The sequence below is a fragment of the Gordonia sp. PvP123 genome (assembly GCF_040547295.1).
GTDB lineage: Bacteria > Actinomycetota > Actinomycetes > Mycobacteriales > Mycobacteriaceae > Gordonia > Gordonia terrae.
Genome location: NZ_JBEPPN010000001.1, coordinates 131,546 through 143,376, shown reverse-complemented (window position 1 = coordinate 143,376; position 11,831 = coordinate 131,546). Strand labels below are relative to the sequence as shown.

The following is an 11,831-nucleotide window of genomic DNA, read 5'->3' as shown; positions in this document are numbered from 1 at the left end:
GCGATACTCGATGATCCACTTGCGGTCGGGCGTGACCGGCGGGCGGGCGTCGCTCCCGTTCCGTCGGTGTGTGCGCCGTCTGACGTTCTGCACCGGCGGGCTGCGCCGGCGCCATCGGATGTCCGCGAGGGCCACCCGCGACAACATCGTCCAGTCTAACAGTACGAGCGTACTGTTACCAAGCTCGTGCCCGGGACGCGCCGGGCGGACGTGCCGCCACCGGAGTACCCAGACGACTCCATTGTGTCGTACGGTGCAGGGCGGGGTTCGGCGAGTGGACACTCGACGTCGGCGCGATACCGGCCGTCCACGTCTGCGCAACCCCGGTGATCTCGAGAGGACAGGGGTGGCGGATGGGTCCGCAGGCGACGACGTTGGTGCTGGCAGCTCCTGCGGAGAACAACGAACTCACCGGACTCGTCGGGGTCGAGATGGGCGAGCTGTCCCGGGACATCGCCGATGACGGTGTCGCCGGTGCGACACCCGAGCAGTTGCCCCGGATGCTCGAGGTCGTCGAGTACGCCCACTCCAAGGGTCACGACGTGAGCTTCGTGGTCATCGATCAGGTGCAGCCGCGCTTCACGCTCTACCGCGACATCGCGAACCAGTTGCAGGAGCAGGTCGGCGGAACCGTCATCGTGCTGGGCCCCAACTCGGTCGGTAGCTCGTCTCCGGATTTCAGCCGCGTGGTGCAGGAGCAGGCCACCGACGGCCTCACGCTGACGGACCCGGCCGGGGCGGCTCGCCAGATGATCGACACGATGACCGGTCCGAATGTGGACTGGACGATCGTCGGCGTCCTGCTGGTCCTCGTCGTCGCGATCGGTGCGGTGCTCGCCAGGCTGCGTCGGATCCGCACCCGCAAGAACCTGGCCGCCGGTCCGCTGGGACCCGTGCAGCCCGCCGGCACGACATCGGACGAACCGTCGTCGCGCCACCGCGAGTCGTCTTCTTCCGGCAGGTAGTCGCGAGGCTCCGGCGCCGCTCGACGCGACAGCCGGGGCGCCCGATCTCGACCCCCTGACACCCGTCTCGTCCCTCCCTGCGGACCATGGCCGGCGTGTCGTCCGGTCTGTTGCCAATTCGAGACCTCGACAACTGCTCGAGCTTTCGCCAGTTCACGGCATTTTCGCAGGTAATCACGCGTTTGTAATTCACGAACGCGGTTTTCTCGTGTGGTTGATGTGACGTACGGTTCTGATGTCACGTGTGATGCCTGTGTCCCCTACAGGGTCCGATGTGGCGCAAGTGCAGTGCGTGATCGCCGCGGTTTCGACGACCCGGACGATCGCCGGCCGGGGATCGCGAGATCCCCGCACGAATCGCGAGGAGTTCCAGGTGAGGCGAGGAAGAACTGGTGCGTCGTGGCCGGCGCGCGTCTCGGCAGCCCTGGCTGTCGTACTCATCTGCGCGCTCGGCGCGGGTCACGCCGACGCGGCACCCAAGAAGACGCCCGAGTCGCCCATCTCCGGTCTGATCAACCGCATCGCGACGGTCAACCAGGACATCGCCGACCTGGATCAGGCGCTCGCCGCCCGCCAGGAGAACGTGAACCGGTCGATCGCCGATTTCCAGAACTCCCTCGCCCAGCGACGCCTCGCCACGGTGGCCGCACGCGGCGCCCGGACCGAACTCGATCGCTCCAGCAAGGCCGTCGTCGATGCGCAGAAGGAGTTCGACCGGTTCGCGCGGCTGGCCTACCAGCAGGGACCCGAGCAGGGCTCGATGTCGAACTACGTGTCCTCGGAAGACCCGCAGGCCGTGCTCGACCGCATGAAGCTGATCGACCAGGTCGGCAAGAAGCAGCAGGAGATGATCCGGCGGCTGCAGGTCGCACGCAACCAGAAGGCCAACCGTCTCGCCGCGGTGGAGGCCACCCGTCGACAGGCGTCGTTCGCGGCCAAGAGCGCCGAGCAGCGCAAGATCGATGCGATGGCCGCGGTGACCGAGGCCAAGACCGCCATCACGACCCAGCAGAAGCGCAAGGCCACCCTCATCGGTGAGCGCGATCGGGTACAGAAGCGTCTCAACACCATTCGCGGCTATGTCCCGAAGAAGACGGTCGAGGGGCCGTCGGCGAGCGATCTGCTGTCCAACCTGTTCCCGAAGGACCCGTCGGCCGAGGGTGCCCTGAAGGCGCTGCCGGCCACGCCGGTCACCGACAACCAGGCGCTCGCCGTCGCGGCCGAGGCCGCCGCACGCCTCGCGGTCGATGTCGGTCAGTCGATCCTCGCGGGTCTCGTCGGTCAGCAGCAGCTGCCGCAGTCGGAGTTGCTGAATGAGCTCGGACTCGGTGGTGCGGATGTCACCGGCAGCAGCGGTGGCGACACCCTCAGCGCGCGACTCGGTTCCGGAAGCCTCGGCACCCTGTTCGGCAGCTCCTCCGGCGGTGGCGGCGGAGGTGGGATGGTCCGACCCGGACTGCGCGGCCCGCAGGCGGTGGAGATCGCGGTCAACCGCGCCCTCTCGCAGCTGAACGTGCCCTACGCCTGGGGCGGCGGCGACGCCAACGGGCCCACGCAGGGCATCCGCGACGGCGGCGTCGCCGACAGCTACGGCGACTACAACAAGATCGGCTTCGACTGCTCGGGTCTGATGATCTACGCGTTCGCCGGAGTGGGTATCGAGTTGCCGCACTACACCGGCTACCAGTACACCTCGGGACCGCAGTTCCCGCTGTCGCAGATGCGCCGCGGCGACATGATCTTCTACGGCCCCAACGCGAGTGCGCACGTCGCGCTCTACCTCGGGGACAACAAGATGGTCGAGGCGCCGCAGTCCGGAGACGTCGTCAAGGTGTCGCCGCTGCGCACCGACGGCGCGATGCCGAACGTGGTGCGTCTGCTCTGACGGCCGGCGGTCCGGGCGGGGGTCGTGAACGACCGACAACCGCCGAGTCTTCTTGGCACCTTTTCAGTTCGCACGGCTAGGCTGGCACAGACACGCGGGGTCGACGCCTGCGCGCTGCGCGATCGCGGCCGCACCCAGGGCTGACGCCTCGCCGCCCGAGAAGAACAGCAGTTCAGAGGAACAGGAGCACGGGTTGACCGAATCGCACTCCCTCGGCAAGGCGGCCACGGGGGATCCCGGGGCGGCAGGAGCGGACTCCTCGGTGCTGAGCGACGCCGACGTCGCCCTGCTCGAACGGGCCATCTACGAGGTCAAGCGCGTCATCGTCGGCCAGGATCAGCTCGTCGAGCGCATTCTCGTCGGTCTGCTCGCCCGAGGCCACATCCTGCTGGAGGGTGTGCCCGGTGTCGCGAAGACGCTCGCGGTCGAGACGTTCGCCCGCGTCGTCGGCGGGTCGTTCTCCCGCGTCCAGTTCACCCCCGACCTGGTGCCCACCGACCTGATCGGTACGCGTATCTACCGCCAGGGCCGTGAGGAATTCGACACCGAGCTGGGCCCGGTCGTCGCGAACTTCCTGCTGGCCGACGAGATCAACCGCGCACCCGCCAAGGTGCAGTCCGCCCTGCTCGAGGTGATGGCCGAGCGGCATGTCTCGATCGGCGGCAAGACTTACTCGATGCCGGATCCGTTCCTGGTGATGGCGACCCAGAACCCCATCGAGAACGAGGGCGTCTACCCGCTGCCCGAGGCCCAGCGGGACCGCTTCCTGTTCAAGGTGCTCGTCGACTACCCGTCGGTGGAGGAGGAGCGAGAGATCGTCTACCGGATGGGCAACGTCCCACCGACCGCGTCCCAGGTCCTCGATCCGGCCGCGATGCTGCGCCTGCAGCGGACCGCGGCGAACGTCTTCGTCCACCACGCCCTCGTCGACTACGTCGTCCGCGTCATCAACGCGACCCGCCGCCCGGCCGAGCTGGGCCTCAACGACGTCGCCTCCTGGCTGTCCTACGGGGCATCGCCGCGCGCGACCCTGGGCATCGTGGCCGCCGCTCGCGCGCTGGCGCTGGTCCGCGGTCGCGATTACGTGATCCCGCAGGACGTCGTCGAGATCATGCCCGACGTGCTCCGGCACCGACTGGTGCTGTCCTACGACGCGCTCGCCGACGAGATCGACGCCGACCAGGTGATCGCCCGGGTCCTGCAGACCGTCGGACTGCCGCAGGTCGGCGCGCAGCCGATCCCGCAGGGGCAGTACCCGGCCGGGCAGCCGCAGGCGCCCAACGGTGGACACGGGCCGAATGGGTATGCGGGACAGCAGGTCTCGCAGTCCGCCGGACCGGTTGACCCGAATTCGGCACCGGCGAACCGGAATTCACCTCAGTATGGCGGCTAATCGCGACCTTCCGCGCCTCGGAGCCGGTCTGCTCGACGAGCCGCAGCTGACCGCGGCCCTGAAGATGCTCGAGCTCACCGTGCGGCGCAAGCTCGACGGCGTGCTGCAGGGTGAGCACCTGGGACTGATTCCCGGACCGGGTTCGGAACCGGGGGAGGCACGGGCCTACCAGCCGGGCGACGACGTCCGGCGGATGGAGTGGTCGGTCACCGCGCGCACCACGCAGCCGCATGTCCGGCAGATGATCGCCGACCGCGAACTGGAGACCTGGCTCGTCGTCGATGCCTCGGCCAGTCTCGACTTCGGCACCGTCGACTGCACCAAGCGTGACCTCGCGGTGGCTGCGGCCGCGGCGCTGGTCCATCTCACGACCGGCGGCGGCAACCGGCACGGCGCGCTGGTGGTGACCGGCGACGACCTCGTGCGGGTTCCCGCCCGGGCGGGACGCGCGCACGCACAGAACCTCTTGAAGGCCATCGCCACGACCCGACGCAGTTCTCCCGGGGTGCGCGGCGATCTGAGGGCGGGCATCGAGGCCCTCCGCCGGCCCCAGCGTCGGCGCGGGCTCGCGGTCGTCATCAGCGACTTCCTCGGACCCATCGACTGGGAACGCTCGCTCCGCGCCATCGGCGCGCATCACGAACTGCTCGCGGTCGAGGTCCTCGACCCCCGCGACCTCGATCTGCCGGCGATCGGCGAGGTCACGCTGGCCGATGCGGAATCCGGCGAGATCCACGACGTGACGATCACCGAAGATCTCCGACGCGACTTCGCGGCCGCGGCCGCGGCGCACCAGCAGCGGGTCCACCGCACGCTGCGCAGTTGTGGCGGGGCGGTCCTGACCCTGCGTACCGATCGCGAATGGATCGCCGACACCGTCAAGTTCGTCGCACAACGCCGTCGCGGCCTCGCGGCGGGGGTGGGGTAGGCCGATGCTGTCCAGTCCCTGGTGGTTGCTGCTGCTCCTGGTCGTGGTGCTGCTCGGCGTAACCTACGTGTACATGCTGCGGCGCCGTAGGCAACGCGCGCTGACCTTCGCGAACCTCGACCTGCTGAAGTCGGTCGCCCCGGCCGACCGCGGCCGGTTGCGTCACCTGCCGATCGCGCTCCTGATCATCTCGCTGATCCTGCTGACGGTCGCGCTCTCCGGCCCGCAGGCGGATCGGAAGGTGCCGCGCAACAAGGCGACGGTGGTGCTGGTGATGGACGTGTCGCGATCGATGAACGCCACCGACGTGTCGCCCTCCCGGATCCGCGCGGCCCAGGAGGCGGCCAAGAAGTTCGCCGACGAGCTGACCGAGGGGATCAATCTCGGTCTGATCTCCTTCGCCGGGACCGCGGCGAGCCTGGTGTCACCGACACCCGACCACAACGCGACCAAGGTCGCCGTGGACAAACTCCGTCTCGACGACAAGACGGCAACCGGCGAGGGCATCTTCGCGGCGCTCCAGCAGATCAGCACCCTGAACGCGGTGCTCGGCGGCACCGAGGGCGCGCCGCCCGCGCGCATCGTGCTGCTCTCCGACGGCAAGGAGACCGTGCCGGACGACCCCGACGATCCGCGCGGTGCCTTCACCGCTGCCCGCAAGGCCAAGGAGGAGAAGATCCCGGTCTCCACCATCTCCTTCGGCACCCGGACGGGCACCGTCGAACTCGAGGGTGACCGGGTGCCGGTCCCGGTCGACGACGACTCGCTGCGCAAGATCGCCAACCTGTCCGGCGGCGACTTCTTCACCGCGGCCAGCCTCGACGAACTGAACAAGGTCTACGAGCAGCTGCAGGACGAGATCGGTTATGAGACCCGGCGAGGGGACAATTCGAAGCCGTGGCTGATCGCGGGTACGTTGTTTGCGCTGGTGTCGGCGTTCGCCGCGCTGGCGATCAATCGCCGGCTGCCCTGACGCGGAGGTGTCCGGGGTGTGCCGCCGCGCCCCCGCGCGCCGACCGCGTGCCACCCACGCAACGAGAACGGATAGGTTGAACACCCATGACGGCAGCTAGCAACGAAGCGCAGAATCCCTCCCGCTCGGTCCTGGTCACCGGCGGCAACCGCGGAATCGGCCTGGCCGTGGCACAGCGCCTCGCGGCCGACGGTCACCGGGTCGCGGTGACCCATCGTGGTTCCGGGGCCCCGGACGGACTGTTCGGCGTGAAGTGCGATGTCACCGACTCCGAGTCGGTGGACCGCGCGTTCGCCGAGGTCGAGGAGCACCAGGGCCCCGTCGAGATCCTCGTCGCCAACGCGGGCATCACCGACAACATGCTCCTCATGCGACTGTCCGAGGACTCCTTCGAGAAGGTCGTCGACGCGAACCTCACCGGCGCATTCCGGTGCGCCAAGCGCGCCACCAAGGGGATGCAGCGCGCCAAGTGGGGACGCATGATCTTCCTCGGCTCGGTGGTCGCGATGTCCGGCATCCCCGGACAGGTGAACTACGCCGCCTCGAAGGCGGGCCTGATCGGCATGGCGCGCTCGATCGCACGTGAGATCGGGTCCCGGAACATCACCGCCAATGTCGTGGCGCCCGGATTCATCGAGACGGACATGACCGCGTCGATGGAGGACCGCTACATCGAGATGGCCAAGCAGGCCATCCCGCTCGGCCGTACCGGCAAGCCCGAGGACGTCGCCGCGGCCATCAGCTTCCTCGCCTCCGACGAGGGCGGCTACATATCCGGTGCGGTCCTGCCCGTCGACGGCGGCATGGGCATGGGGCACTGACCGTCACCCGATCACCGAGCCGCCATGCGCGGCCACACGGCACGTCAATCAACGTCGATCTCAGGAGCACATCCACGTGAGCGGAATCCTGGACGGGAAGACCGTCCTCATCACGGGCATCATCACCGATGCGTCGATCGCCTTCCACGCTGCCGCCATGGCGCAGGAGCAGGGCGCGACCGTCATCATCACCGGCATCCCCGAGCGGCTCCGGCTGATCGACCGGATCGCCAAGCGGTTGCCCAAGGAGGTGCCGCCGGCCATCGGTCTCGACGTCACCAACGAGGACGACCTCGACGCACTCGCCGGGAAGATCACCGAACTGGCACCGCAGGGCATCGACGGCGTCATGCACTCGATCGCCTTCGCGCCCCGGACGTTGATGGGCCCCGAGGCCAAGCCGTTCCTGGAGGGGCCCGGCCCCGACGCCGCGAAGGCCTTCGAGATCTCGGCCTGGAGCTACGCCTCGCTCGCCCGGGCCGTGCTGCCCGCCATGAACGAGGGCGGATCGATCGTGGGCATGGACTTCGACCCCCGCACCGCGATGCCGTACTACAACTGGATGGGCGTGGCGAAGGCTGCGCTGGAATCGGTGAACCGGTACGTGGCGCGCGAGGTCGGCAACGCCAAGAACGTCCGATCGAATCTCGTGGCCGCCGGTCCCATCAAGACCCTGGCCGCGAAGGCCATCGCCGGGACCGCGACAGACGACGCCAAGCAGCTCAACATGCTCAACGAGTACTGGGACGGTGCGTCGCCGATCGGCTGGGACGTCGATGACCCGACCGTCGTCGCCAAGTCGGTCTGCGCACTGCTCAGCGACTGGCTGCCGGCCACCACCGGTTCCATCGTCTACGTCGACGGCGGCGCCAGCCACAACACCTGGTTCCCGGAGGGCATGACCACCGGCTCATGAGCTCGCCAGCACCGGGCGACACCGCGCCCTTCGATGCCGTCCTGTTCCTGTCGTTCGGCGGGCCGGACGGACCCGATGACGTGATGCCGTTCCTGGAGAACGTCACCCGTGGTCGCGGAATCCCGCGTGAGCGGCTCGAGTCGGTGGCCGAGCACTACCTCCACTTCGGTGGTGTCTCGCCGATCAACCGGCTCAACCTGGAGATGATCGACGCGCTCCGCGACGAGCTCGGCCGGCGCGGTGTCGACCTGCCGGTGTACTTCGGAAACCGCAACTGGCACCCGATGGTCGAGGACACACTGGCCGAGATGTATCGGGCCGGACATCGCCGGATCCTCGTGTTCCCGACGTCGGCGTGGGGTGGCTACTCCGGCTGCCGGCAGTATCACGAGGACATCGACCGGGCGCTGACAGCACTGGCCGAACGCGAGCCGGGCAGCAGTCGTCCCGACGACGCGGTGGTGTTGCGCAAACTTCCGCAGTACTGGTCGCATCCGGCGTTCGTCGCGGCCGGGGCCGACGCGGTACGCCGCGCGTTCGAGACGCTCGGCCCCGGTGACGAGACCCCGCGGCTGGTGTTCACCGCCCACTCGGTACCGACCTCGGCCGACGCCGCGTCGGGGCCCGCAGCGGACGGCGGCGGCCTGTACTCGCGCCAGGTGATGGCTGCCTCACAGGCTGTCGCCGACGAACTCGGCGTCACCGACTTCGATCAGGTCTGGCAGTCGCGGTCGGGTCCGCCGCAGATCCCATGGCTCGAGCCGGACATCTGTGATCATCTGGAAAGCCTTGCTGCCCAGGGGGTCCGGCGCGTGGTGGTGTACCCCGTGGGGTTCATCTCCGACCATCTCGAGGTGATCTGGGATCTGGACAACGAGGGCGCCGAGGTCGCCGAACGGCTGGGCATCGACTATGCGCGCGCCGCCACCGTGGGTCCCGATCCGCGTTTCATCTCGATGATCGGCGACTTCGTCCAGGGTTACGCCGGGGGCGACGGCGATCTGTCCGCCATGGGGTGCGGCGACAACGGTCGTACGTGTCGAGATCGGTGTTGTGTGCCTGCGGCGCGACCGAAATCGGCGGCGAACAATTCTCGCTGATCGGCACAAATCATTCGCGTCTATAACGTTTTGATATAGGAACGTGCCGAAATGTGATCTTCGCCTCAACAGAAATGTAACCCTCTTAGCACGCGCACTCGGATCAGAGTGCGAATGTGAGAGAGGAATTGCTATGGCAGAAGGACCCATCAGGCTCGAGATCGACGTCCTCGGACCGATTCTCGAAACACTCATGTCCGGCTCCGCTGAAGGCAGCAGCGAAACCCCCACCTAAAACTGTTCAGCCGTGGTGGGCTGTGTCGTCGACTCGGCTCACCACGGCATGACCACCTTCTTCCAGGGCGTACACCACCGTGCTCACCTCAGAACGAACACTGACCGCCGCTGATCTACGGCCCGCCACTGAACTCCTGGCCCGAGCGGTCGAGGAAATTCCGCTGTATCGATGGGTATTGGGTGATCGCCTCACAGATCGCTCGCTGCGTGAATGGTTGGCCGAGATTCTGGTACGCCCCTATCTCGGAGCCGGATATGTGATCGGTTCCTTTTCCGACGAGCACCTCGTCGGAATCCTCATCTGGCATCCTCATGACGTCGAGTTGTCATCCGACGGTGCACCGCTACTCATCCCCGAAGACTTCGTCCGGGTCGCGACCATCCCCGGACTCCGAGAGCGGCTGATCCAGTTCTTGACCAGCGAGCAGTTGCCGTTCCCGGCAACAGATGCCGTCGATGTGCGAATCGCGGCGGTCGCTCCCGAGGTCCGTGGTGGCGACGCCCTCACCGGCATGATGCGCGAAGTGGAACGGTTCTGTGTCTCGGCGGCCCGGCCGTACTACGCCTGGACCGGCTCCGAACGGCTGCGGGACTGGTTCGTCCACGAATGGGGAGCGTCGTTGTTCGCGACGGAGAGCCGGAACGGACTCGACCTGTACGGCGTCGTGTCCGAGCGCCCACCCAGACTGCGAGAAGTCCGTGCCGGTGAACACCACCGCGACTCAGTGACGCAGTAACTCCAGGATCGTCTGGTTGACCGCGGCCGCCCTCGCGGTCCGGGTCAACACCTGGAGACCGCGGAGGGTCGCGTCGCCGGAATCCCATTGTCCGGCACTGTCGCCGATCTCCACGCCGCGCGCGCCCGCGAGGTCGACGATGGCCTCCACCTGCGCCGCGGTGTCGATCAGGCGGGTCGACCGGGCGTCCAGGACGTGGGGCGGCAGGGCGACCCGATGCCGCGAGGTGAGCGCGACCAGCTGCGCGCGGAGGTCGGTCGCGTCCGTCGCCCGTCGGCCGCCGAGACCGCCGATGATCGTGGTGGCGTCCCGGACGGCTTGCCGCAGCTCGTATTCCAGGTCGCCCGCGCTGGGTCCCGCGGAGACGAGGTGTCCGAGGTCGAGTGCGGTGTCATATCGGTGGGCGTACCACGTGCAGATGATGAACGGCGGTTCGGCGACGTCAACGGCGGACGTCCTGACGGTGAAGGTCGGCACGAGGGCGAGCGTGCCGGTGCCCGTCGCGTCGTCGACGAGCAGGACCTCGCCCGCGCCGAGGGCGGCCGATGTCGCCGCATGGGGTGGGAGCCCCTGTGGATCGCCCGTCGAGGGCAGACGGACAACGAGTCGCCGTGCCGGTCGTAGAAGTGCCAGGAGGTCGAGCACTCCGCTCGCCGAACCCGTTGGGAGCGACTCCTGTTCGACCGCCGGACCGGGGGCGTCCGGCCACTGCACCAGGTGCCGGTCGGCGGACTCCGCCAGCGTCTCGATCACGTCGTCGGGCGAGCAACGGCCGGTCAGCCAGGCGGCCGACCACGCGCCGAGAGCACACGTCGGCCACGCGACGGTCGAGGAGAGGAGGCGGCTGCGATTCATCAAGATGCCAGGGTACCGCCGCGGCCGACGGTCGGGTCGGGCGTGGCAACCCGCTGAGCGGGGCGTGGGGGCATACGGTGTGTGCGCCGCGGCAACGCTCTCCGCTGCGGCGGCGAGAGGTCGGATCGAGAAGGTGGTGTGCGATGGATGACCGCTACGGGCGCGACGTGCTCTCTCAACCCCGCCGGGCGAAGCCGCGTCCCGCGGAGGTCGCCGCGGAGCGGGACCTGGTCGTCGAGGACGCCGCCACCGGATTCTGCGGTGCGGTCGTCGGCCTCGAGAAGAGCTACGCCGGCGACCTCGTGCGACTCGAGGACCGGCGGGGGCAGACGCGGGTCTTCCTCATGCACCCCGGTGCGTTCCTCATCGACGGCCGCCCGGTGACGCTCGTCCGGCCGCGCACCAGGGGCCCGCAGAAACCGGCCATGACGGCCTCGGGTTCGCGAGCCGCGCCGCGTGCACGCGCGCGCACCGCCCGCGCGAGCCGGATCTTCGTCGAGGGCGTGCACGACGCGACGCTTCTCGAACGCGTGTGGGGCGACGATCTCCGCGCCGAGGGTGTGGTCGTCGTCAGTCTCGACGGACTCGACAACCTCGATGCGGCGCTCGAGGAGTTCCAACCCGCGTCTCATCGACGCGCGGGGGTCCTCGTCGACCATCTGGTCGCCGGGTCCAAAGAAGCACACCTGACCGCCGAGGTCGGGGAGCACGTCCTCGTGTGCGGGCACCCCTACATCGACGTCTGGGAGGCCGTGAAGCCCGCGTCGGTGAAGATCACTGCGTGGCCGCGGATTCCGCGGGGCACCGACTGGAAGACGGGGGTGTGCGCGGAACTCGGCTGGGGGGAGCCGCGCGACGGCTGGCGACGGGTGCTGAGCGGCGTGAGCAGTTTCCGAGACCTCGAGGTCGACCTCCTGCGCTCGGTGGAAGAACTCATCGACTTCGTGACCGCGGCCGAAGAGCCCAGGTGACCACTCCGGCCGGACGCGGACAGGGATACGTCCGCGTCGCGAGCGCCGAA

General features: G+C 68.5%; 11 protein-coding genes. 10 read left to right on the top strand and 1 reads right to left on the bottom strand.

The window, feature by feature from the left end; all coding sequences use genetic code 11:
* Positions 1–353 precede the first annotated feature (353 nt).
* The 9 genes from ABIC25_RS00635 to ABIC25_RS00595 all read left to right on the top strand — a co-directional run bounded on the left by ABIC25_RS00635 (position 354) and on the right by ABIC25_RS00595 (position 9,955).
* Entirely contained in the window at positions 354–965 is a 612-nt protein-coding gene (locus tag ABIC25_RS00635; protein ID WP_239398643.1) for an Rv1476 family membrane protein, read from the top strand.
* 373 nt (positions 966–1,338) lie between these two features.
* Positions 1,339–2,850 (top strand): NlpC/P60 family protein, encoded by a 1,512-nt coding sequence (locus tag ABIC25_RS00630; protein ID WP_033203537.1) that lies wholly within the window; start codon positions 1,339–1,341, stop codon positions 2,848–2,850.
* Positions 2,851–3,043: 193 nt separating this feature from the next.
* Entirely contained in the window at positions 3,044–4,243 is a 1,200-nt protein-coding gene (locus ABIC25_RS00625; protein WP_004019125.1) for an AAA family ATPase, read from the top strand.
* A complete protein-coding gene (locus tag ABIC25_RS00620; RefSeq protein ID WP_004019124.1) occupies positions 4,233–5,171 on the top strand; it encodes a DUF58 domain-containing protein in 939 nt (312 codons plus the stop codon). The genes ABIC25_RS00625 and ABIC25_RS00620 overlap by 11 nt, the downstream gene beginning before the upstream one ends.
* A gap of 4 nt (positions 5,172–5,175) precedes the next feature.
* On the top strand, positions 5,176–6,144 hold the full coding sequence (locus ABIC25_RS00615; protein ID WP_354559528.1) for a VWA domain-containing protein: 969 nt from the start codon (positions 5,176–5,178) through the stop codon (positions 6,142–6,144).
* An 86-nt stretch (positions 6,145–6,230) separates the two neighbouring features.
* On the top strand, positions 6,231–6,965 hold the full coding sequence (fabG1, locus tag ABIC25_RS00610) for a 3-oxoacyl-ACP reductase FabG1 (RefSeq protein ID WP_004019122.1): 735 nt from the start codon (positions 6,231–6,233) through the stop codon (positions 6,963–6,965).
* 76 nt (positions 6,966–7,041) lie between these two features.
* Positions 7,042–7,881 (top strand): NADH-dependent enoyl-ACP reductase InhA, encoded by an 840-nt coding sequence (gene inhA, locus ABIC25_RS00605; protein ID WP_004019121.1) that lies wholly within the window; start codon positions 7,042–7,044, stop codon positions 7,879–7,881.
* Positions 7,878–8,981, top strand: coding sequence for a ferrochelatase (locus ABIC25_RS00600; RefSeq protein WP_354559527.1), 1,104 nt, complete (start codon positions 7,878–7,880; stop codon positions 8,979–8,981). Before inhA ends, ABIC25_RS00600 begins: the two co-directional genes overlap by 4 nt.
* 452 nt (positions 8,982–9,433) lie before the next feature.
* Positions 9,434–9,955: a hypothetical protein gene (locus ABIC25_RS00595; protein ID WP_354559525.1), complete on the top strand. Its 522-nt coding sequence runs from the start codon at positions 9,434–9,436 to the stop codon at positions 9,953–9,955.
* On the opposite strand, the gene ABIC25_RS00590 is transcribed toward ABIC25_RS00595, so the two are convergent.
* A complete protein-coding gene (locus ABIC25_RS00590; protein WP_354559837.1) occupies positions 9,941–10,810 on the bottom strand; it encodes an Rv1486c family protein in 870 nt (289 codons plus the stop codon). The genes ABIC25_RS00595 and ABIC25_RS00590 overlap by 15 nt on opposite strands.
* Before the next feature lie 143 nt (positions 10,811–10,953).
* Here ABIC25_RS00590 and ABIC25_RS00585 point away from each other — a divergent pair, with 143 nt between their 5' ends.
* Complete coding sequence (locus ABIC25_RS00585; protein WP_064570799.1) at positions 10,954–11,781, top strand: DUF3097 domain-containing protein; 828 nt, start codon at positions 10,954–10,956, stop codon at positions 11,779–11,781.
* Positions 11,782–11,831 lie beyond the last annotated feature (50 nt).